Source organism: Calothrix sp. PCC 6303 (genome assembly GCF_000317435.1).
GTDB lineage: Bacteria > Cyanobacteriota > Cyanobacteriia > Cyanobacteriales > Nostocaceae > PCC-6303.
In genome coordinates this window covers 4,685,967-4,710,651 of the sequence record NC_019751.1, presented here as the reverse complement: position 1 = coordinate 4,710,651, position 24,685 = coordinate 4,685,967, and the positions used below count along the sequence as shown (strand labels likewise).

The following is a 24,685-nucleotide window of genomic DNA, read 5'->3' as shown; positions in this document are numbered from 1 at the left end:
ACTTGATTCGTCGATTGCAAATTTAGATTCAGCTACCGTTTGTAAACACAACGGTAGTCAGAATCAAATGGAGAAACTGAGATTAATTAATTAACCTTGCGTTGGAAAGTAAATGTTCTTTGGATGCCAGGTGCTACCTGAACAGTAACTGTGTTTACATATTTGGTCACATCAGTACTGACTGTGGTTCCAGTTTGGTCGATACCAGAACTAGTAGCTGGATTACCACTGTAGAATTGAATCGTTGAAGCTCCAGAATCTTTCGCTGAACCAACGATATTGCTAGTATCAATTTGACCGCTACCATCGTTGTCTTTCGCCCAGTTATTCTTACCATCATTCGGGGTTGTACTCAGGGTACCATCTTCAGTAATTACAACTTTGTCAGCATTGAGAATTACGTTACCAGTTCCAGATTGAGCATCAGAAATATTTTTGTATCTGATTTGGTACTCAATGATATTGCCTGGAGCAGGTTTTCTGGCTACATCAGTAACTCCTGCGTTCGGGTCAATAACAGCGTTGGTGAGGGGATTTGTGTAACTTGGTGTAGATTCAAAGTCATCTTGACCTGCACCAACAGATGGACCAGTACCTGGCAAGACTCTTGACACTTTAATTAGTTGTAAGAAGCCAGTGTAAACGCGATCTATGGTGATGTTCCTCGCATCTGGAGCTTCAGCACCCAGACCAGGTGTCGAATCATCTATGAATGCTGTAATGGGTACGGGGAAGCCTTTTCCTGTGTCGGTAGATAATGGGGTACCTGTCGGTAAATTAATTTCCACACCGTAGTTCACGCTTGCACCTGGTGCAATATTGGGAACCGTGATGTATTCAGTAGTTGCATCGATTGGTGATTGGTCACCTTTTGTTGTTGGATTGCCATCAGCATCAAACACAAAAGTCGTTCCATTCCAGACATATTTCTTAGATTCTGATCCGTTCGTAATCGTAACTACGGTATCCACTGGTAAATCGCCAGGAGTTGCGGGTGGTGTGGGAAGAAGCGAAATACTGCTGGAGTTAGTACCGCTATTTTTAACTGTGTTGGTGAAGGCAACACCTGATGGATCTAATGTGGAACCAGGGGCTGTACCTGCTGGTACTAGGGAAGATTTGTTAGTGAAGTCATCGTTAGTTTGACCTGATGGACCGGTAGCATCTGCCTTGTTCTGAGGACCATTGAGTACTGCTGAAGCCACAGGTGCTTGAATCGTGAAGATGTTTGCTTCACCACCTGTTGATCCATCACCACTGTTGTTGTTACCTGTGTCAACACCAGTTTCAGGAGTTGTTGGTGCTACGGCATCAATGTAGCCATCATCAACGCTAGTATCAGGTAAGGTATCAGGAATACCATCACCATTGGTATCTGTTCCGGGAAAATCGATAGTAGCCGGGTTTCCGTCACTGTAATAGTTGCTAGGGCTTTGGTCACCCGATTCGTCGTATACTGGGGCGTTGGTACCAGGTGTTTGACCAAATAATTGGGCAATATTAGCAACGGTTAATGATGATGAAGTTACAGTTGATTCAACGGCTAACTGAATCGAGAAGCCATTCACCGTTGTACCGGGAGCGATGGAAGTAATAGTCGCTGGCTTATTGACGAAACCAACACGAGTTATACTTGTCAGAGTGTCAGTGCCTTTTAATGGGAAAGTCTTCCAATTAGCTGTATTAGCATCAGTTGTAAGCAAGTCGGTAGTGTAGACTGCTTGCCAACCAGGAGGTGCGGTTGGTGCTACTGCCAAATCTGTACCCGCAGGAATGGCATCAGAAACTAAGATATAGTTGGCAGGAGTTGTACTATCAACTTTAATGCTTGTACCTGTCAAAGCTGCTGGGGTAATTCCTTGTCCTGTGGGGTCAGTGGACTCAACCCGTAAACTCAAATCGTAGGTGAGTTTGTCATCTGTAATGGGGGTTGTTGTACCAGCATTGTTGTAAGCACTGCGAGTTTTAAGAATGGTGGCTAAAGCGAATGTCTTCAGCGTCGAAGCAACCTTAATTTGCTGAGTTGAACTAGCTTCACGAGTACCGTTAACTGGTGTACCATCTACTTCACCAGGGGTTTTATCAGCGTTATCTACAGTATAAATGTCACCACCATCTGGACTTCTTAGTTGGTTCTGAGCATCACCGGGGGTGTCACCTAGGGTAACGGTAATGATGTCATTGGCTTGAGCACCAGCTTGGACGGTAACTGGTACACGAACTAATACACTACCACCAGGGGCAATGGAGGGTATGATTACCTCAGCACCAGTGATATTTTGCCAAGTTGTGCCACCATCAATGCTGTATTGCAGATTGTTGGGTGTACCACCATTTGGTAACGTGCCGGAAACTGTTCCTGGACCTGTTGTTTTCGCTAAGTTAGGAACCCGGAATTGGGTTGCGTCGTTACCGACGTTGGTCAAAGTATAGGTGTATGCGAGTACATCACCAACTGCAACAGTACCACCATTGGCATCTGTGACTCCAGATGCAGTGACAGTGATACCAGCAACTTCTGCGACGCTAACAACGACTGTATTGGAAGTGGCATTGATAGTTGTCCCTGGGGTGTTGGGATCTTCGTAAGTAGCTGTTGCTGTGTTGCTGATGGATGTACCCGCAGCGGTACCTTCGGCTAATACAGGTGCAATAAATTGGAATAGGCTGCCAGCAAGTAATGCTGTTGCAACTATTGAACGGTAAGATTTTGATTGTTTGTGATTCACGTTTTGATGGTTGTTTTTTCTAGGGAGTTTTATGTCTTTTAGGTAGTTGCTCATGGGAATTAACCCCTGATTTAGTAGCAGGAGTTAACGTTGTTTGAGTCTGTGAAACCAAAATTTTAATTATCTATTATTCATAGACAAACAAACTATTAGCTAAATTTGATATGTTTCGGCTGAATAAATAGCTTGATTTTAATGCTATCAATGCTCTTATAATAATCCTAAATAATTCGTGAAAATCCTATGGATCGTAGGGCATAAATTGCTTCTTAGTAGAAGTATTGAAGTTCACCTTTCCGGATATTTGGTTTAAAAAAATATTTTTATTTTTCACAAATCATATAGGAGTTCTATATTTGATAGACATTGCCTCTTTTAAAGATGGAAGAACATAAGCTTTTATTCCTGCTTTTACTGTGTTATTCGTTACATATCTTCAGTCACTCTAGAAGATTTGGTTTTATTTTGTCTTCAGTATAAATATGGATAACTAAGATATTTCGTTCATCCATCAAGTTAATCAGGAATAAATAATTTTTTTCTCAAACAAAATATACAAATTACTGTATTTTTTTTGTATCTTACATGTTACATAAATTGTGTTTTTTGATTTGTTTGGCATGAATATTTATTGTCGAATCTAATTGAGAGCACTTATCAAAATTAACTACTGTTAACTAATAACAGAATCTTGATTGGAAAAAATCTCAGAATGTAAGTAGATAATAGATCCCTGAATGATTGAAGGAAATTGGGGATCTAATCATACTGGAGAACACTATGAATAAAAAGTTTGCAACTATTGACGGAAATGAAGCGGTTGCCCGAATTGCTTACAAGTTGAGCGAGGTGATTGCTATTTACCCAATTACTCCGTCTTCGGCTATGGGGGAGTGGACTGATACATGGTGTGCAGATAACCGTAAAAACTTGTGGGGGACAGTTCCCAGTGTGATTGAGATGCAGAGTGAGGGGGGTGCGGCTGCGGCTGCACATGGCGCTCTACAGGCTGGTTCCTTGACAACTACCTTTACCTCTTCTCAGGGGTTGTTGTTGATGATACCTAATCTCTATAAGATAGCTGGTGAACTTACTAGTATGGTAATTCACGTTGCTGCTCGTTCTTTAGCTACCCATGCACTATCCATCTTTGGTGATCATAGTGATGTGATGGCAGCTAGGGCAACAGGTTTTATACTGTTATGTTCGGCTTCGGTACAGGAAGCACATGATTTTGCTTTGATTTCTCAAGCTGCAACATTGAAAGCAAGAGTTCCATTTATGCACTTTTTTGATGGGTTTCGGACTTCCCACGAAATCCAGAAAGTGGAATTGCTACAAGATGATGAGATGAAAGTGTTGATTGATGGGCAAGCTATATTAGCACAACGCGATCGCGCTTTGACTCCAGACCGTCCTGTGCTGCGTGGTACGGCACAAAATCCGGATGTTTATTTCCAATCGCGGGAGGGTGCGAACCTCTACTATGAGGCTTGTCCAGGGATTGTACAGGGGGTGATGGATGAGTTTGCAACGCTTACTGGTAGAAAATACAAAATATATGAATACTACGGTGCTGCGGATGCCGAACGGGTAATTATTATCATGGGTTCGGGATGCGAAACAGTGCATGAAACGGTAGATTATTTAACTAGTAAGGGTCAAAAAGTCGGTGTTGTGAAGGTGCGGTTATATCGTCCTTTTGATGTGCAGAGGTTTGTGGAAGTTTTACCCAAAACTGTGAAATCTATAGCTGTTTTAGATCGAACTAAGGAACCAGGAAGTGCTGGTGAACCACTGTATTTGGATGTGGTGATGGCAATCCATGAAACTAGTTTTGAATCTCCACTTAGTAATTTAAAATCTATAGTTGGTGGACGTTACGGACTGTCTTCTAAAGAGTTTACACCTGCAATGGTGCGGGCTGTATTTGAGAATTTGGCAAACTCAAAACCCAAAAATCATTTTACTATTGGTATTAATGATGATGTTACCCATACTTCTCTAGAGTTTAATCCTAGTTTTTCCACAGAATCACTCCAGGTTGTGAGGGCAATGTTTTACGGTTTGGGTTCAGATGGAACTGTGGGTGCAAATAAGAATTCTATCAAAATTATTGGGGAAGAAACTGATAATTTTGCTCAAGGTTATTTCGTTTTCGACTCGAAAAAATCGGGTTCGATGACTGTTTCCCATCTTCGCTTTGGTTTACAGCCAATTCGTTCAACCTATTTAATTGAACAAGCTAATTTTATTGGTTGTCACCATTGGGTATTTTTAGAACGGGTAAATGTTCTGAGTAGTGCAATGGATGGGGCTATATTTCTCCTCAATTGTCCATACAATGCCGAAAGTGTTTGGGAATATTTACCAAATTCTGTTCAAAGAATAATTATTGATAAAAAACTCAAATTTTATGTCATTGATGCCAGTAAAGTAGCCCGTGAAAGTGGAATGGGGGGAAGAATCAACACAATTATGCAGGTGTGTTTCTTTGCCTTGGCTGGTGTATTACCACAGGATGAAGCTATTGCTAAAATTAAACAATCCATTGAAAAGACTTATGGGAAAAAAGGGACAGACGTTGTTAAAAAGAATTTGGATGCAGTAGATAATACGTTAGCTAATTTAGAAAAGGTAAAAATAGGCAGTTTAGATGCGCCATATGCGGCATCTATAAAAAATCCCCTAATTTCGGCACCAGAATTTATCCAGGAAACCTTGGGTAAAATTATGCTTGGTGAAGGTGATAGTTTACCTGTGAGTGCTTTACCTGCGGATGGAATTTTCCCCACGGGAACCGCGAAATGGGAAAAGCGGAATGTGGCGGAATTTATTCCTGTGTGGGATGCAGAGGTGTGTGTGCAATGCGGGAAATGTGCAATGGTTTGTCCCCACGCAACTATTCGGGGGAAGATGTATGATGAGTTGGAATTGAATCAGGCACCTGCGACTTTTAAATCCACAAATGCTAAAGATAAAGACTTTGCGGGACAAAAATTTACGATTCAGGTAGCACCAGAAGACTGTACGGGTTGCGGGATCTGCGTGGATATTTGCCCTGCCAAAAATAAAACGCAACCGGAACGCAAAGCGATTAATATGGAATTACAGTTACCTTTGCGGGAACAAGAACGAGAAAACTGGGATTTCTTCCTGAATTTGCCTAATCCCGATAGAACCAAACTGAAATTAAACCGAATTAATCAACAACAACTCCAAGAACCACTATTTGAATTTTCCGGTGCATGTGCAGGTTGTGGAGAAACACCCTACCTAAAACTATTATCTCAGCTATTTGGCGATCGCGCTTTGATTGCAAACGCCACTGGATGTTCTTCTATTTTTGGTGGTAATCTTCCCACTACTCCCTACAGTACCAATTCTGATGGCAGAGGTCCGGCTTGGAGTAATAATTTATTTGAAGATAATGCTGAATTTGGCTTGGGTTTCCGGCTATCTGTGGATAAACATGCTGAATATGCAAAGGAATTATTGCAGAGATTGGAAATTGCTGATGGTGAGTTGGTAAGTTCAATTTTGAATGCACAGCAAAATACGGAAGCTGATATTTGGGAACAGCGGGAACGGGTAGAATTATTAAAGCAATATTTGGCAACTTTAAATAACACCAGTGAAATCCAAAATCTTAAATCCCTTGCTGATTACCTCGTGAAAAAAAGCGTCTGGATTGTTGGTGGTGATGGTTGGGCTTATGATATCGATTTTGGGGGATTGGATCACGTTTTGGCAAGTGGACGCAATGTTAATGTGTTGGTAATGGATACAGAAGTTTATTCCAACACTGGGGGACAGTCTTCTAAGTCTACACCCAAAGGCGCGATCGCTAAATTTGCCGCCAGCGGTAAACCTTCGGGAAAAAAAGATTTGGGACTAATTGCCATGACTTATGGTCACATCTATGTAGGTAGTGTGGCAATGGGTGCGCGTGATGAACATACACTCAAAGTCTTCATGGAAGCCGAAGCTTACGAGGGACCATCACTAATTATTGCCTATAGTCATTGCATTGCCCACGGTATTAATATGACCACAGCCATGAGTAATCAGAAAAACTTGGTAGAATCAGGACGTTGGTTACTATATCGCTACAATCCCAACTTGGTAAAACAAGGCAAAAACCCCTTACAAATAGATATGCAGCAACCAAAACAAGCGGTGGGAGATTCAATGTATCAAGAAAACCGCTTTAAAATGCTGACAAAAAGTAAACCGGAACTTGCCAAACGTTTCCTTGATGAAGCCCAAAATGAGGTTAACGCACGTTGGCAAATGTATGAATATTTAGCAGCAAGGCAATTAAAGCAAGCTACAAAATAGAACGGATTTAGTGGCTATTTTAGGTTACGCGATCGCTTCGTGAGTCAATTGTAGCTATTTAGCGATCGCATTCACAAAAAATTCCCTCAAATTAGGCTGGAATACCGTAGTTTTTTTTGATTAGGCGATCGCTATACCCTTTGTGGTGCGGGCAAGATGCCCGCTTTAGATATACAAATTAGGCGCTTAACAGCTTACCTAAAACCCTATCACTGTCTGGGTGGGCATCTGTTAGTTGCCGATTATGGCACTCAGTATTTTACCTCTCAAACCATCCACTGTGAGTGTTGTTCGAGTCGCACCCAGAAAAACGGTACTGTTTTCAAGTGGACTCCCTCCAAAGATTTGATGACTATTTTCAAAGTCCGTCCATCGAAAGATGAGGTTATGTGTTTGTTTTTCTAGGCTAGTTACAGAAATCACAAATATTTTGACATCTGTATTAAACCTATGAGTACTCAAAAGCACCCCGAAACAAACCAGTCAGAAAGCGTTGACACAGAAATTAGAGAAGAACCCTCAGTTAAAAAAAGAAATTTGACGGCTAATCCGGGGGATAGAATTGCTGATGAACCCCAAACAATTGAAGAAAAGGCAAAGCAAGTTGCTGTAGATGTTCCTGACATTACAGGTGATCATGTAAAGGTTCCAACCTACTTTGTTGTCGAAGAACCAAATGGGGAGAAAAAAGCACTCCACCACGTTAAAGATGCGGAAGAGATTTCTGATGTAATTCGTCAAGCACGAGTTGACGAAAACGGAAATCGAATTTGGTGATAATAGTTAGAATTTTTAAGCAAACTTCAGACTCTTGGGGAACTATGGCAAGCAATCCACTGTTAACTATTAAAGATTATGGTCAAAGTATCTGGATGGATAATTTGACCCGTGATTTGATTCAATCTGGTGAACTCAAACGGATGATTGAGAATCAGGGAATCCGAGGTATCACCACAAACCCGGCTATTTTTGAGAAAGCGATCGCTAGTAATGCTTTGTATGAAACTAACATCAAAGCCGGATTTGATGCGGGTTTATCTGTTGAGAAAATCTACGAATCCTTAATCTTTGAAGATATCCGTAATGCTTGCGATCTTTTCCGTCCAATTTATGAAGAGTCTGAAGGATTAGATGGCTATGTCAGCATCGAAGTTCCGCCAACTATCGCCAATGATACCAAAATCACGATAGAGGAAGCCCAGCGCTATTATCGGGAAATTGGTCGGGAAAACGTCATGATCAAAATCCCCGGTACACTTAGCGGTGCGCCAGCCGTAGAACAGGTAATTAGTCAGGGAATTAGTGTCAACGTTACCCTGTTATTCTCAATTTCCAGCTACGAAGAAGCAGCTTGGGCATATATCCGAGGTTTGGAAACAAGAGTCAAGCAGGGTAAAGATATCACTAAGATATCCTCTGTTGCCAGTTTTTTCCTCAGCCGAATTGATACTAAGGTTGACCAGATGATTGAGGACAGAATGCACACCATCGGTACAGAAGGTTTGCAGATGGCAGCACGGTTAACTGCGGTGAAAGGCAAAGTAGCGATCGCTAATGCGAAAATAGCCTACCAAAAGTACAAGGAAATTATTCAGAGCGAACGTTGGCAAGCTCTATCACAAAAAGGCGCAAATGTCCAGCGATTACTCTGGGCTTCTACCAGTACCAAAGATCCTGCCTACAGTGATGTCATGTACGTCAACGAATTAATAGGCGCGGATACTGTCAATACTCTTCCCCCTGCCACAATAGAGGCTTGCGCTGATCACTGCGATGTTGCGAATCGACTAGAGACTAGGATCGAAGAAGCATATACCTTGATGGATAGTCTGAAGGAGCCAGATATTGATATCAATATCGATCAAGTAATGGCAGAGGTTTTGGATGAAGGTATAGATAAATTTGTTCAGCCTTTTGAATCACTGATGGAATCAATAGAGCTTTTGCAAAATAAGTTAGTAGCGGCTAAATAATATAGCTCATATCCTGCACCACAGTCACAACAACCGATAAGGGTTTAGGTGCAAGATATCAGATAGGACGCAATCTGTCGGGAAAATCAAGGTTTTGAGATTGCGACTCTCCGTAGCTTGCTTCTCCGTAGGAGTGGGAGTGAAGCCGCCGTGCGTCTACGCAATGACAGAAATGTCCACTTAAACATAGGAGATTCTACCATGGGATTTCAGGGCGTAATTTTGGATGTAGATGGGACTTTAGTTCTCAGTAACGACGCTCACGCTCAAGCTTGGGTAGATGCCTTTGCCAAGTATGATTACCAAATCAACTTTGAGGAAGTTAGGCAAATGATTGGGATAGGTGGTGATCAAATTATCCCTAAGTTTGCCCCGGGACTTTCCGACGCAGAAGGAAAGGGAAAAGAAATCATCACTTACCGAACTCAACTTATAGTAGATAAATTTGCCCCAAAGGTATCTCCTGCAAGTGGTGCGAGAGAATTGGTAGAGAAGATGCAGAATGAAGGTTTGCATCTAATTATTGCTAGTTCTGCCAAAGCTGAAGAATTGGGAGTTTTGTTAAAAGCGGCACAAGTAGATGACCTGTTGAACCAGGATGAAGCGACAACATCTAGTGATGCTAAGAATTCTAAACCAGCACCTGATATTGTGGAAGTTGCTTTGAGTAAACTGAATCTGCAACCAGAGAATGTGGTGATGTTAGGTGATACACCCTATGATGTTGAATCTGCTAACAAAGCTGGTGTTGAGGTGATTGCATTTCGCTGTGGCGGTTTCGATGATAGTTTGTTGGAGAATGCGATCGCTATTTACGATCATCCCGCAGATTTGCTCCAAAACTACGATAATTCTCCCCTCAGTAAGGTCTAAAGTTCCAGCCCTTTCAACGCGAACAAATGAACTACACTCCCCTTTTTAATGATTAGAGTTGTAAATTGCAAGAAAAAAGGTATTTTTTAGCAATTACAAATGTTTAGGCTATTGAATTATATAATCTTAGACACGAACTGATGAAAGTTGGGGAATACAATCATCGATTAAGAGATTGCAGCAGCTAAAATCATGATTTTTACAAAAAATAAGCAATAAGCTATCTCTAGCTATACCAATTTTCCACATCAGGTAAGCCAGTGTGTTTAATCGTTTTATTAATTGTGATTAACTGCTTTTTTTGTTTTGATTGTACTGCTCTAAAAGCCGAGTTGTTGAAACATGACCTTGTTTACTATCATAAATCACTGGAACTTTCGGTTTCTTTGTTCCTCTAGTCGCTTTTAAAAACTGTTTGAGATTAACACCTGTTGATAATTGTTGTAGAAGTTGTGCCATTTTCTCTCTTGAAAAAGTTTGGAACATTTCCCACTCCGAACAAGGAATTGCAATCATCATTCCCCTGTACGTGCCTTGAATTTCATCAACTAAGTAAAAATCAGATAAACCAGCTTCAATTTTATCTACTCCATGTACACCTCCTAAAACACCTCTTAAAGTTGCAAGTATGTTATAAGCAACTAATGCCATTGAAAACGAAAACAAAGCAGCTTTCGGATAAGCTAGAGTCTGAATTTCTCCATGAAAATTCTTAGTTACTGTTTGAACTAAGCTTTCTATACTCCACCGTTTACGATATATTTCAGCGATTTTTGTAGCTGGTACAGATCCTGGTAAATTGCTGAAAATCGCTATTTCCCATTCTTTATCTCGTGTTGGGACAAATAACTTTAATACGATGCGTCTTAATATTAATTCTTTTCCTTCGTAATTTATTTCGACCTTCTGTTCAAATAATTCCCCTGTTTCCATTGAACCAAGTGGTTTTAATTCTTCTAGTTCTTTAAACCCCATACCTCCATGTTGCCTAATCACAAAAAATGCTTTTTTATCTTGTATTGTAAATAAAAACTTTAATGTACAAAAGTTTCTATCTCCACACCATAAATCTTGCGGTTTTACTTTCTTTAAGACTGCATCAAACTCCGAACGTTCTTGTGCATGACCATCTTCAATTAGAACAATATCTGTGATAATTTTTGACTGCTGTTCTAATACTACTATCGCTTTTCCTGGTAGTGCAGATGCTGCCAAATTTCTAATTGCTTTTAGTCTATGGTCTGTTCCTTTCAGACAAGTCCCATCCACTACTTTTATGCAATAACCTGGTAGTATATTTTTTTGCTCTCCACCTACTAATTTCACTAATTCTGCTAAGTCTTGTCCTGTTTCTCTTACTAATGCTTCGCTTACACTTAGCTCAACACCACAAAGTTTGTTATATAGTGCTGTTGTGCTTACGCTTAAATTTTCTGCCCTGGCTTTGTATGCTGCATGAACTGATTTCTGGACTCCACACACTACTAAACTCATTAAATCTACTTGAGAAGAAAATAGCAAATCTTGTTGATACTGCACTTGTGCATGTTTTGTAAATAACCTGTCCATTCTCTCCGTTGCAAATATATGCGACATTAAGGCTCGCATCATTATGCTTACTGGACTTTCTTTTACAAATTGCTCAAAGATAAAAGACAGCATTTTCAAGCACCCTAGTACTAATATTGCCCAGGATACCTTGAATTCATCATTAATAACCTATATTGGGAGCGGGTTTCAGCCTTTATTCCAGTAGTTCATCTGTTCGCGTTGAAAGGGCTGGGGTTTAGCATTGCTAAACCCCTACAGGTTGTGATGCGATCGCGTTTATTAGGGTTGGGAATTAGTGCTAAGGTTGCATGACGAGAGTCGTTCGCGCTTTAGGCTCGTGTTCGGCACCGCTTCAGTTACAATACCATAATAGCTTTGGCAATATTTGACTTATGCTGATACAGAAGATTGTCCAAGAACTGCAAGATATTCCCGAAGATAAACTAGCACAGCTTTATGATTTAATTCATTACTTTCGACTAGGTTTAGGTCAGGAACATACACAACCCCGCACTCCTGGTTTATTGAAAGGACAACTCGGTGATGCTTTTTTTGAACCACTACCAGAAGAGGAACTCCAGCAATGGGAATGAGTTACCTCATTGACACCCATATTTTTCTATGGTGGCTCTTTAACGACTCAAAACTCAACACTAGTTGTAGAGAAATCATTCACAACTCAAGCAATCGCATCATTGTCAGCAGTGTTTCTGCTTGGGAAATTGCCACTAAATACCGTATTGGGAAACTACCCGAAGCTAAACAGCTTATTGAGGAATATTCACAGATATTACATAAAGCTAGATTTATTGAGCTTGCTATCACCACTGAACATGCACTCAGAGCAGGAAGCCTACCAATTGACCACCGAGATCCTTTTGATCGTATGATTATGGCTCAGGCTGAAATTGAAAACTTGCCTATTATCACCTACGACACAGCCTTTCACACTGGACTAATTCAGGTAATTCCCAACTTCAAGTGAATTCTACATCACGAAACTGAATATCGAAAAGACGCAGATGCGAAATTTGCGCGGCGAGATGCGAAGCTTGCGCGACGAAGTCGTTCGCGTATTTGTTGAGTTTGATAATTTAAGCGATCGCATTTATTAGGTTTGATAGTTTATGCGATCGCGTTTATGGGGGTTTGGGGAAATAGTGCGATCGCGTTTATGGGGGTTTGGGAATTAGTGCGATCGCATTTATTAGGTTTGATAGTTTATGCGATCGCGTTTATGGGGGTTTGGGGAAATAGTGCGATCGCGTTTATGGGGGTTTGGGAATTAGTGCGATCGCGTATTTAGTAGGTTTGGGATGGAATGCTAAGGTTGCATGACGTTATGCGATCGCGCTTGAGAATAAAATATGTTGAGATTGCTTTCTTACGTCGCTGTTTGACATAAATGTATAATCTGTATCCATAATTTATACCTCTTCTTCAGACTGGCGACGTTCATTAAAATATGTTAATTGCAGCTTATTTTTGTTCAATTATTTATTGTATTAATTTTATCTTCATCACCAGATTGATTTTAAGTATTATTTGTCTAAAACCCTATATAAATGTATTTTTATTCTATAAATAGGTTGTATATTTTATTATTTATATCATTAAAAAATGAGATTTTAGATATATTTAGCAATATACTTGCTCTAATTCATGATGTGGGTATATCCTAGTGGCTTGGTTGCTTAAGCCTCTACTTTGAGAAAATTTCTGTACCTGATGAACATAATCAAAAATTTATTTAATCTCTGACTAAGTTAACTTTAGCTATTACCTAAATCATTGATTACACGGTTAAATTTATATTGCTTATAAATTTAAAATATTGCGGAAATACGGAAATTTGTCTGTAAGAAGTTAATAAATTGTCCACTGATAACCGATTGCATTAATTAATTAAATATCTATAGTAAAAAGCCGAAGTAGCAGGAATTAAACCGCTGCTGAATTTGTCTTGAGGAAATGAGGGGAAATATGACTTGGGAAGAAGTAAGTATGACAAGCGACTTAGCAGTCGAACAATTACGACGCTATAAGGAGTATGGGGAATCGGTTTTGCAATATTTGAGTTTGGTTGCCGAAAATCCTCCTCCTAAACAGAGTTGGGTACATACTTCCATGGGTGAAATTCTTCAGCGATTGGAGCGTTGTGCGCGAAAAACGGTGGAAATTGCCACTTCCCCGGTAAAAATTGGGATTATGGGTGAATTCAGTAGTGGTAAAACTCTGTTGCTGGGTAGTTTAATTGGTTTTGCTGATGCTTTACCTGTGAGTGAAACCCCAACAACAGGGAATGTGACAGCGATTCGTTTGGTGCAGCAACCAGAATTGCAAACTACTAAGGTTGGAGATTTTACCGTACAGTATCTTTCCCATGAGGGGGTACGGGAGTGTTTGCGGTTTATGTTGAAGGAGGTGGAATTGCGGGGAAGTGCTGCAAGTCTCCCCCCTGCACCCTTAGCGACATTACGGAGTTTGCAACCGACGACGTTTGTAGATAGTAAAAGTATCCTCACTTGGTGTGAGCAAGCTTGGAATCAGACGCAAAGTTTGGAATTGCGATCGCTTCTGCGAGAATTAGTAGTGTTTGTGCGGACTTATGTCACTTTTGGGGTGGATATTTGCGGAAAAAGCTACCAAATTGACCAAATGACGGCAAAAAGGGGTTTAAGACTTGCTGAACCTCCGATGAATATCCTAGAACTGAGTTTTGAGCGGATTCCCAGTCAAGTTAGACAATTGGATAGTTTACCGCTTCCCAGTGCTGAGGATTTACAGGCAAGTTTTGCTTTGGTGAGTCGGATTGATGTGACGGTGGAGGTATCTCCAGAAATTTGGGATTTATCGGGGTTGCAGGGAAGTAATGAGTTTGTGCTGTTGGATTTTCCCGGTTTGGGTGCAGCAGATTCCAGTGTTCGGGATACCTTTTTATCGCTGCGGGAACTTGCGGAGGTGCAAACTATCCTGTTGTTACTAAATGGGAGATATCCAGGGGGTGCGACTGCGGCAAAAATCCGCAGTATGTTGGAGCGGGATAAGGGGGAGGATTTAAAGGATCGGATTGTTGTGGGGGTGGGAAGGTTTAATCAGTTACCTTTGAGTGCCAGTGATGAACGGGTAATTGATAAGTTGTTGGAAATGTCTCAACTCAGTAATGATACTGTTTTTTCGGTGTATGATGAGGGGTTGACGGAGGAGGAACTGTTAGAAAAGTTACCCATCCTGCAATTGAGTATTGCCAGTGCCAGCAATTTAACTACAGAAAAGAAGAATATTGTTTTACTGTCACAGATGTATGGTTTGAGCAAATTGGCGGAAATTTCCCGGTTGGTACAGGTTTCCTCACCGGAGTTTTTACCTGATTTGGAAGCACCAAATAAACCAGAGGAAGTGCAGATGCGGGAAAAATGGCAACAATTGAGCGAATTGTTACCAGCATCTAGTAATCTCCATAAACAATTGCGAAACTACGCAGATGATGGGGGTATTAGCAGATTGCGATCGCTTCTGAAGGAACATGTAGCTGTACACGGGATGAAGCAGTTGGTGGAGGATACTCAACGTTCTGTGGCAGCGTTACGGCAGGAACAGCTTAATCTGCAAAATTTACTACCTGAAGTTACCGCATATTTACCAGTTATTGAAAATCCCCATTTCCTCTCGTTACGGCAAGCGGTTGAGAATTTGGTGACTACTTACCGGGATTTTCATGAGGATTTGGAAAGACAACCGATTTTAACTAATCGTTTAGGGGTTCCAGTAAGTGAGTTGGTGAAGGATGAGTTAACTTACAAGATATTTTTTGATTGGAGTGAGTGGAATCTGCTATTAGATAGAACTAAAAATGGCACGATTACTTTGGAGAAATCGGAGATATTTTTTGAGGAGGATGAGGTTGATGATTCAATTCCCACTCAAAGTGATGATTTTTATCCGGCTTTTATCCAAACAATTCAAGAAATGCAGGGTTTTGCCCACGATTGTACGACGGAAGCTGTGAGTGATTTATTTAATAAGTTATCTCGGAATGTGGAGTTGGAGAGGAGTAAGATTAATTCGGTTTTGTTGCCGGAGATGGAACAGTATATTCAACACAATTTTGGCAATAAGCAAGCGCGTCTTTATCGGAATTTAATTAGGGCAATTGATCCAATTAATAAGTGGCAGAAGTTAATTATTGAAAGAAGTGGTTTGTTGGGAAATAATATGCCAATTAATGTGGATAATTTGTTCCCTTTAGCACATCAAGATAGTCAGCATCAATGTGGACAAATTTTTGATTGGAGTCCTCATAAGAAGTTTCCGGTGGTTCCCCGTCCTTTTAATCATCAGGTTGTGGTTTTGAGGTTAAGGCATGAAATTACGGCGAGTACTAGTTTACATTTGGTGGAGTATGTGAGTCAGTTGACTAAGGTTGTGAAGTCTTCTTTTTCGATTGCTACTAAGGAAATTAATGATACTTTGCAGGAACTTTTGAAGTCTAAGAATGAGCCGCTGTTGAGGTATATTGCTTCGGCTGAGGAGAGGACTGGGACTCCTTTACCTGTTTGGTTGGAGATTTTGACGCAGATTATTTCTATTTCTGATCCTGGATAGTTAATGTAAATAAATAAAAGATTTTTAACGCAGAGGGACGCGGTAGACGCTTTGCGGCTTGCCGTAGGCTGGGAAGCGCAGAGTTTCGCAGAGAGAGGAAGAAGAGAGGAATGTAGAGACGAGATATATCGCGTCTCTCTATGTTTTATTTATATTTTTAGGAAGTTGATCAATATGCCTGTGAAGATTGAGTTACTTAATCGCTATCAGTTGAGAATTAAGGATAGTAATTTACTGGTTTTACCGATTATTGAGATTAAGCCGACTGATATTGTTAATGTTCCCCATGTTTCTGCTGTGAGGATTGTGGTTACGGGGATGCCTTTGGATTTGGTGGCTACTATTCAAGGTGCTTATAAGGGTGCGAGTTTTGAAGGTAATCAACTTTTGAAGCTTTCGAGTCCTCAACGGTTGAAACAAAGTGATTGTGTTTGGGATAAGTTACTGATTTCGGGTGTTAATTGTACGTTGACTGTGACTGTGGAGTATTTTAATTCGGATAATTTTGGTAATGCTGATTTGTCTGTTTCTAAAACTGCAATTTCGGAGTGCAATATTTGGACTTTTTCACCGGATTCTTCTTTGTTGACTACTACTTTGATTCCTCAATTATCTGGTTCTGAATCTGTGAAACCACAACTTACTTATCCTGGTTGGTTTGCGATTGATTTTGGTACTTCTAATTCGACGATTACTCTTTATGATCCGAAGGTGATTGTGACTCCTGATACTCTGCCTATTGAGCAGGAAACTAGGTTACGCGATCGCTTAACTGCTTGGATCAATTCACGCCCTATCGATGATATCACGTCTATTAGTCGCGGTGCTTGGGATGGGGAGTGGCAAAAGTTTTTGTCGGAACTCAGTAAGGATGCTGCTAGTCATCGCCAAAATCTAGGGGAATATCTGATTCAGGGGGTGAGTAGTGTCCAGCTGTTGGAGACTGTTCGCCAAATTGAAATCTGTCTCAGTAAGCGCTTGGATTGGTTCCGTCGTGCTGCTAGTAAGCATCTTAACCAAATATATCATGAGGCTTTCCGGGTTCCGGCGATGGAATGGCAAAGTTTGATACCTGCGGAATTGGATAAGAATCGCCGTCAATGCGAGATTCCTAGCGAGTTGGAGGTGACTAGTTTGGAACCCAGTATTGTTAATGGTACGGTGAGTCAGGTGAAGGTGATTTTGGGGGAACAGGCAAAGCAGCACCGTTTGAATGCTATTAGGCATGGTGAGGCGATTGAGGGCAGGTTTTTACATTCGCCGAAGCGCTATTTTGGACAGGATAAAATGTGTAAAATTACACTAAATAATGAGACGGATACTCTCCCTGTAAATACGCTGCTACAATCGGCTTATGCCCATCTAATTGAATTAACTGAGAAGTACCGTCAAAGTAATCCGGGCAGGTGTTCTGAGGGCAAATTCTACCGGGCTGTGGTGACTTATCCCACTATCGCTTCTCCGTTTGTGCGGCGGGAAATTGAAAATTTGGTGAGAAAGCTGGATATTGCTGATGTGCAGATGGCTTATGATGAGGCTGTATCTGTGGCGATTTTCTTTTTGTGGCGAGAATTTGGTGGTGATTTGAATGTAGGGATTGAGTCTTTTAAGAGTCGCTGTCGCTATGATGGGGATAAGTGGTGGCAGAATGTGTTAGTTCTGGATATTGGTGGGGGAACTACGGATTTAGCCCTAATTCGCCTAACTTTGACGGAAATTAACCCTTTTGAACCGGGGGAAGATCGAGGGGATGGGGGACGCTATTATAAGTTAACTCCTAAGTTATTGGGTTCTTCGGGACATTTGCAGTTGGGTGGGGAGTTAATTACTTTAAAGCTGTTTTTGCTGTTGAAGGTGGCAATTGCTGACAGTTTGTTGAGTGCTGTGGCTGGTGATAAATTGGGAAAAGATGTCCTGAAAGTACATCCGGAGGAATTAAGCGATCGCTTTCTGGAAAATGGTAAGTTTATTCCTGGGAAACTCCTAGCTTGTGTTGATAAGGAGAATCGGGAAGATGAGGCTTATCGGGAAGCTTTAAATGCTGCGGAAAAGGTGATTTCTACCCGGTGGAAAAATTCTCCGGCACGCGCTCAAACATTTTACACTCTTTGGGAACATGCTGAAGATGCGAAGTTGATTTTGGGCAGGAAGAGGCAAAAGGATTCTCCTGAACCTGTATATATGTTAAATGGGCAAAAGATTTCTGAACTTTTAGCCCAAAATGATATTAAGTTACCTGCGGTGATGATTGATCATTTGAGTGTGACTCTCACTGTCCAACAATTTGAACGGGCAACTCTTCCAGTTGTTAGTGAAGCTGTGGCAATTGCCCATGGTTTGGTGGGGAATACTTTATCTGATAAGTCTCAGCAGCAAAGTCAGAAAAATGAACAGGTGGATTGGTTAATTTTATCTGGCAAAACCTGTAATTTGGATTTGGTGGAGAAGGAACTATATAGAGTATTTAGTAAGTCTGATTATTTTATTTGGAATAAGGAAAGAGTCACCTTTGAACCGGAATTTACCAAGTTAGCGACATCGGCAGGCGCTTGTTTTGCGGAAAAACTGCGACAGTTGGGTTTTTCACCGAAAGAATCGAAAGATTTACTTCGTAAAGGTGCTAATCAACTTTATATTGATGTCAAAAATCTCTTTTATTTTCTTCCCTGTTCTTTTATTCGAGAAGTGATTAGTGCTAGTCCAGAACCAATTTTTAAAGCTGGGCAAGAACTCTATCAAATTAAGTCTGGTGAAGCAGTTGCGAAATTCCGAAGTAATTGGCAAGGGATGCAATTAACAAATAATATTATTCGTCAAGATTTTGAAAATATTAAACCTCAGCTATGGGGAAGTTATAACGGTGATGCTTTACGAAAAAAATTAGATATGAGTGAGGATGAATTTAAAAATCGCATCAAAATTCAATTTGAAATCAACCAGAGATTGGAAATAGATCTATTGCTATGTCATGGAAATCCCCATTATCTAATTAATCCAAATATTCTCTATTTAGATGCCGGAACAATTCTAAATTTACCAACCATAATTGATGAAAATGGTAACTTACTAGGACATATTGCCGTCAACGTAGTAGAATCAGCCAGTTCCTTAAAAACAGATGCCCATACAGTATTATTTTCTAGTGAAGAAAACCATAGCCAAAACCTAAAAACTTTCCGTGACAATTCTGGAAATATCCAAACATCAACAACCGGATTAATTAGTGAACTTCCGGCATTTCCCATCAGCGGTAAACATCACTTCTATTTTCAATTTCACAACCCCAAATCCAATAAATGGGAATTAATTGGAGAATTACCCCAACCAGAAATTAAAAGCGAATATCCCTGCAAATATTATGTAACTCTCAGTGCCAAAGGCATCATTAGAGTACATGCATTTGAAGTTCCCTATTGGGAAAGCCTAAATTCCGAAGACTTACAACAGGAAGGTTGTGTATTTCGAGATACACTCCAAGCGCAACCCAATGATATTGAAGTCAAACGAGATCCATTTTCTGGAGAACATTAGGAATGAGGAATGAATAATGAGTAATGAGTAATGAGGAATGAGGAATGAGTAATGAGTAAAATTTTAGATGGTAGGTTTATTCGTGCCCAACTGTACTAAGAGTAGTTTTGTAGGTAAATATCATAGATTCGGTTTCTTGATATCAATATCAAACTCTGTTTTCACATCCAGAATGATGACTTTATGGCAATATGGATCAGTTTAGCAAATTACTCACAACTGAAAACTCACGTTTAGCTTGGGTACTAAAACTAGGTTTATCTGGTTTACAAACCCAACTTGAGGAAGCACTCAAAACAACAGAAGAGGATGCAGGTAGGGAAACTTGTCAAGAATTAGTCAAACAACTAGATATCCTACTGAATCAGCAAACTATTAGCAATTCTGACTCCCATAAAGATATTCTTGAACCAGTGGATGTAGAATTAAAATTACAACCCGTTGCTGAAATGCTGGAAAACGATCCAGAAACAGCCAAATATTTACATCAAGAAGAATTTCGCAGTACCAAAGACGCTGACTTATGGAACGAAATTCAGAGATTTTTGCTACGTATCCCCGAAAGATCATCTAAACTGTGGCGCGATCGCATTCTCAAATTTACCACCGAAATTGGTGCATCCGAAGATAAACTTCCGCGTAAAGTCCTACCCTTTTCCCGTAGCGAACTAATTTACCCAGGTTTAACAGGAACACTCCAAACCACCGGACTTTGTTTAAGCGATCGCATTCCCATTTCCACCCAGATTATCACAAGCAAAAACGACAGCGACCTTTACTTTCTCGCGGGAATCCTCTCAACCTGCCTCAAATTCATCCAATTCGATTCTTCCCTACACCATGCCCTTAAAAGTGTAGATCGATTTGGTATCCGTCCCCTCAACTCCACCAACGAACGTACCAAATACGTCATTGCCCTCCTCGAAAGATTCCGTCGAGTCCAAGCAACAGCCCAAAACACAGACACCATCACCACCCTCAAAGCCAGACTTGACTTTGATGAAGCCATCCATTCCCTAGTATACCTGCCATCATGCGATCGCTATTCCTGGTGGGGTAAACTCCAACAAGAAACCCGTCGCACCCTCGATTCTAGCGTCGAAAAAGCCCGTCTTGCCGGACATCAAGTACAAATTCGTCCACTTTGGGGAACATACGCTGACATCTATACTTACTCCAAAGACGACCTCCAACTCGACATTGGAGGAATTAGCGGAGAAGTATCCGCCTGCCTAAGAGTATACGCCAAAATCAACGAAGAAATCCTTCCAGGGCGCGTCCTCTTTCGAGGAATCACAAATTGAATCAAGGAACAGAAGTCTTGCAAACTTTACTCTCTTGACTTTTCTGCAACTTCTCGTAATTGTTTGGTAACTTGTTCTACAGTATCAACACTAGTGGGACTAATCAAACCATCGTGATGGAAAGTATATACTTGATTAGTTTGAACAGCTTTTAACTTATTCCAATAAGGAAGCTTTTTAAATTCTTCAGGGTTGAGATTTCCAGATTCAATCAGAAAAATTTTATCTGGATTTGCTTCCAATATTTTTTCCTGAGAAAGAGTTAAATAACCAGGAAAACGACCATTTGATTCTAAATCTGCCACTAGATTTTTATAGTTGAATTTTGTTAATAAATCACCAGCCCAACTATTTTTATTTGGTGATGAAGTGGGTTGAGGACGAGCTAAAACTAAAACTTTTTGACCATTTTGAGGAATATTATTTAAGTAAGATTCAAATTTATCTAAAATTGGTTTAGGGTCGGTTCCAGTTAGTTTTGCTATTTCTTTTGTTTGATTATTTAGGTCTTGCCAACTACGAATACTGCCAGTACGAGTCTGTATTCCTAATTCTTTTAATTTACCCAAAATCTGGTCATGGAATCCTTCTGAACCGATGACTAAATCGGGTTTTAGAGAGACAATTTTTTCTATATTAATTGCTGTATTTCTCCCAACTCTAGGAAAATCCGCAAATTTAGCTTTGGCAACTACATCTGTATACCTACCACTAGGAACACCAACCAATTTAGTTTTATCTAGTTTATAAATCAAGTCTGCTGCTAATGGTGTGAGCGCAACGACTCTTTGGGCTTGTTGAATCGGTGTTTGCGTATTAGTTAAACTTTCAGTTTTATTTATAGTTGATTTTTTGTCAGTATTGGAACAGGCAAATAGATTAATGCTAAGTAGGGCTGCAAATATCAAAATTAAAGTTTTCTGATTCATGATTTTCTGGGGTTAATGTTAATAAAAAAAATATGAATAATGGCATCTGAATATTTATTGAAGATGCCATGTTTTTCGCTAAAATAACTAAAACTTCCAACTCAATCCAACTGCAAAATTAGTACCTGGTTGAGCATACCTCCCCCTCTGTGCTGCAAATGTAGCTGACCTTGCGTCAATAGTTCTCATATCTGCATATTGATAATATTCAGTATTAAAAATATTATAAACCCCCGCAGTCAAACTCAAATTCCTACTAATATTATAGTAGCCAATGAAATCAAACAATGCATATCCATCAGGCTCATAAAAATCTGTTTTCCGAGTAGGAACACCCCCATTAACGACACTAGTTTGGTTATCAACAAGAGATAATTCTCTAGCTTTAGCAACAAAAGTACCAATGAATTCTGCACCCCATTTATCCGTAGGTGATTGATATCCTAAACCAACAACTGCTTGTAGTGGTCCAACACTTGCAAGGGTTCTATCCCTAGTTAAATCATTCCCAACTTGCCATCCCAAAGCACTCTTAATACTCAATCCTCCAGGTTTGGAACTAAAGCGATATGCTGCTTTTAGTTCTACACCATAAATTTCGACATCGGGGATATTTTGAGCTTGGAAAACCTGGAAAGGTATGCGTCTTCCTCCACTGGGAATACTACCAAAATCATTCTGATCAAAAGAGACAAATGCCGAACGTTCGATGAAATTGCTATAGCGATTGTAGAATCCGGTGACACCAAAATCAAATTGTTGGGAACGACTACGCAAACCTAATTCAAAGTTGTTACTTGTCTCTGTTTCTAGGTCTGGATTTGGTATACCTTTGTGGGGACGAAGGGGAATATCTGCTCGGAAAGCAAAGTTTAATTCATCGTACAGTGGGGGACGAAAACCACGGGAATAACGCGCAAATGTAGTCGTTCCTGGGCTAATTTCATAGGTTAAACCCAAACTAGGATTAATTCCCGATGCTGCATAATCAACAGCTGGTCTTCCTTGGTTTTTCCGGGTAAATTCAAAGTTATTTTCTGCTTGAAGATCGTACACATCAAACCGCAAACCGGGGATGATTTTAAATTTACCATCACCCAAGGCAATTTCATTTTGTAAAAATGCTCCAAAGCGAAATGTCATACTATCGGGAAAATCTTTCTGGGGAAAGTTAGGTAAATTAACTCTTGCTCCAGTTGTGACATTAAAGTTCAGATAGTTTCGTTCGTTATAGGTGCTAGAAACATCAAATCCGTAGGTAAGACGGTTATTAATATTTCCTAATTTAAAGTCGCTACGAAGTTGGAGATTTCCCCCAAAAACTTTGTCGATCAATTCTTTATCTGCTTCTTCTTTTTGGATAGCACCACGACTAATAATACTGCGTTTACTATCTTCCTGAATTTGTGCATCTTGATAGTAAATAATTGCCCTAGCAAATTGTAACCATGATTTACTATCAGGATTATTCAACTGATAAGCTAAACTAAATCTCGTCCTATCGGTGGTAACTTCTTCCCGTAATGCTCTTGTACTACCTTCAAAAGCAAGTGAAGGGAAATTATCAAGGGAAAACTTAGTATCTGCAACGTTATTAAAGTATTCTCCAGTGAACTCTAAAAAACTAGTTTTATCAAAATTGTAAGTGACTTTACCCAAGAAATTATTCCGGTTGATATCCTGATTATCTTGATATTTACTATTTCCTCCCCCAATTTGTACTTCATTGCGATCGCGTCTGGTATAGATAAACAATGTATCAAGTTTATCGAAGCGGTTTGCTTGAGTAATTGTCCCTACAACTCCGGTATCTTTACTACTGTATTGTATACGAGCATTCGTAAATGAGTCTTTTCCTAATGTATCCAGTAAATTACCAGCATTGGCAGTATTGAAATTAACAGTTCCCCCTAATGCATCACTATTCAATATCGCAGAATTATTCCCTTTGAAAATTTCCAAAGAATTTAAAGTTTCGATATCAACATAGTCACGTCCAACTCTGGTGGTTCCATAGCTATATTCAGAGGGAAGACGAATTCCATCAACTTGCATATTCACCCGGTTTCCATCCAATCCCCGCACATTTACACCCTGCAAACCACCACGGGAATCATTGGGTACAGAAACTCCAGGTTCATACCGAATTAAGTCTCGAATATCCCTTGCTTGTTGTTTCTGAATTTGTTCTCTATCGATGACTGTAATTGTTCCTGGTGCTGTTTCTTCAGGGTTTGCAGTACCTACGACAGTTAACTCTATATTTTCCTCTGTTGTTTCCTCTGTTTTTTCTGGGTTTTGAGAAGTTGTATCTTCTGTTGGTTGCGTCGGTTCCTTCGCAATAGTTACTTCAGGAATAATGGTAAAGAGTAATCCTTTGCTATTTGGAAGTTCTTCAATTTTGGGTAATTTTTTATCTCCAACAATCTTGATTTCAACTTCATTTTCACTGCTTTGGGTGACACTAACTAAATTTATTCCTGGAATCGGATTAGTTTTGGAAAAATTTCTACTACCAGAAAGCGTGAGTTTTGTATTGTTTAATTTGACAATAGTATATGTGTCATAATCAAGGATTTCCCCCTCTGGATTTGCACCCCTAACGGTGTCTATAAATAAATTTAATCCTTTTTCAGTATTAACTAGATTTACTCCGGTAATTTCCACTAACCGAGAATTTTGGGCAATTTCAAAAGAGGTATTTTTGACTTTTATTTCCGTCCCATTTGCAGTCAGAGGAACTGTCAAAGCAATGGACAAGCTGATGGTAATTATTTGAAAATATTTTTTGGACATGGATATGTTTTTAGTTAAGGTTAGCTAGAATTAAAAATCAAAGTGTTCTGTAT

At 40.0% G+C, this 24,685-nt stretch carries 15 protein-coding genes; 11 read left to right on the top strand and 4 right to left on the bottom strand.

Features of this window, described 5'->3' with window-relative positions; translation table 11 throughout:
• Positions 1-86: 86 nt before the first annotated feature.
• Positions 87-2,783 (bottom strand): beta strand repeat-containing protein, encoded by a 2,697-nt coding sequence (locus CAL6303_RS19180; protein WP_015199486.1) that lies wholly within the window; start codon positions 2,781-2,783, stop codon positions 87-89.
• 726 nt (positions 2,784-3,509) lie between these two features.
• Here CAL6303_RS19180 and nifJ point away from each other — a divergent pair.
• The 5 genes from nifJ (at position 3,510) to CAL6303_RS19160 (ending at position 9,916) form a co-directional block, all read left to right on the top strand.
• Positions 3,510-7,070 (top strand): pyruvate:ferredoxin (flavodoxin) oxidoreductase, encoded by a 3,561-nt coding sequence (nifJ, locus tag CAL6303_RS19175; protein ID WP_015199485.1) that lies wholly within the window; start codon positions 3,510-3,512, stop codon positions 7,068-7,070.
• 156 nt (positions 7,071-7,226) lie between these two features.
• Complete coding sequence (locus CAL6303_RS30430) at positions 7,227-7,475, top strand: hypothetical protein (protein ID WP_158333167.1); 249 nt, start codon at positions 7,227-7,229, stop codon at positions 7,473-7,475.
• A 45-nt stretch (positions 7,476-7,520) separates the two neighbouring features.
• Positions 7,521-7,847, top strand: a complete 327-nt coding sequence (locus tag CAL6303_RS19170) for a hypothetical protein (RefSeq protein ID WP_015199484.1) — start codon at positions 7,521-7,523, stop codon at positions 7,845-7,847.
• A gap of 44 nt (positions 7,848-7,891) precedes the next feature.
• On the top strand, positions 7,892-9,043 hold the full coding sequence (gene tal, locus CAL6303_RS19165) for a transaldolase (RefSeq protein ID WP_015199483.1): 1,152 nt from the start codon (positions 7,892-7,894) through the stop codon (positions 9,041-9,043).
• Between the two features lie 201 nt (positions 9,044-9,244).
• Complete coding sequence (locus CAL6303_RS19160) at positions 9,245-9,916, top strand: HAD family hydrolase (protein WP_015199482.1); 672 nt, start codon at positions 9,245-9,247, stop codon at positions 9,914-9,916.
• 288 nt (positions 9,917-10,204) lie between these two features.
• On the opposite strand, the gene CAL6303_RS19155 is transcribed toward CAL6303_RS19160, so the two are convergent.
• Entirely contained in the window at positions 10,205-11,578 is a 1,374-nt protein-coding gene (locus tag CAL6303_RS19155; protein ID WP_015199481.1) for a transposase, read from the bottom strand.
• A 281-nt stretch (positions 11,579-11,859) separates the two neighbouring features.
• Here CAL6303_RS19155 and CAL6303_RS19150 point away from each other — a divergent pair, with 281 nt between their 5' ends.
• From CAL6303_RS19150 to CAL6303_RS19130, 6 genes are all read left to right on the top strand, one after another.
• Positions 11,860-12,060 carry a hypothetical protein gene (locus tag CAL6303_RS19150; protein ID WP_015199480.1) on the top strand — a complete coding sequence of 67 codons (201 nt, stop codon included), beginning with the start codon at positions 11,860-11,862 and terminating at the stop codon, positions 12,058-12,060.
• On the top strand, positions 12,051-12,452 hold the full coding sequence (locus CAL6303_RS19145; RefSeq protein WP_015199479.1) for a type II toxin-antitoxin system VapC family toxin: 402 nt from the start codon (positions 12,051-12,053) through the stop codon (positions 12,450-12,452). The genes CAL6303_RS19150 and CAL6303_RS19145 overlap by 10 nt, the downstream gene beginning before the upstream one ends.
• A 132-nt stretch (positions 12,453-12,584) precedes the next feature.
• On the top strand, positions 12,585-12,773 hold the full coding sequence (locus tag CAL6303_RS30425) for a hypothetical protein (protein WP_158333166.1): 189 nt from the start codon (positions 12,585-12,587) through the stop codon (positions 12,771-12,773).
• Positions 12,774-13,471: 698 nt separating this feature from the next.
• The gene (locus CAL6303_RS19140) at positions 13,472-16,072 is read left to right on the top strand and encodes a dynamin family protein (protein WP_041740779.1); all 2,601 of its coding nucleotides are present in this window, start codon (positions 13,472-13,474) and stop codon (positions 16,070-16,072) included.
• 174 nt (positions 16,073-16,246) lie between these two features.
• A complete protein-coding gene (locus CAL6303_RS19135) occupies positions 16,247-19,603 on the top strand; it encodes a hypothetical protein (RefSeq protein WP_015199476.1) in 3,357 nt (1,118 codons plus the stop codon).
• A gap of 191 nt (positions 19,604-19,794) precedes the next feature.
• Positions 19,795-20,907, top strand: a complete 1,113-nt coding sequence (locus CAL6303_RS19130) for a hypothetical protein (RefSeq protein WP_015199475.1) — start codon at positions 19,795-19,797, stop codon at positions 20,905-20,907.
• 26 nt (positions 20,908-20,933) lie between these two features.
• On the opposite strand, the gene CAL6303_RS19125 is transcribed toward CAL6303_RS19130, so the two are convergent.
• Together CAL6303_RS19125 and CAL6303_RS19120 are read right to left on the bottom strand one after the other, a co-directional pair.
• Positions 20,934-21,836, bottom strand: a complete 903-nt coding sequence (locus CAL6303_RS19125) for an ABC transporter substrate-binding protein (RefSeq protein WP_015199474.1) — start codon at positions 21,834-21,836, stop codon at positions 20,934-20,936.
• Positions 21,837-21,923: 87 nt separating this feature from the next.
• The gene (locus CAL6303_RS19120; protein WP_015199473.1) at positions 21,924-24,632 is read right to left on the bottom strand and encodes a TonB-dependent hemoglobin/transferrin/lactoferrin family receptor; all 2,709 of its coding nucleotides are present in this window, start codon (positions 24,630-24,632) and stop codon (positions 21,924-21,926) included.
• Positions 24,633-24,685 lie beyond the last annotated feature (53 nt).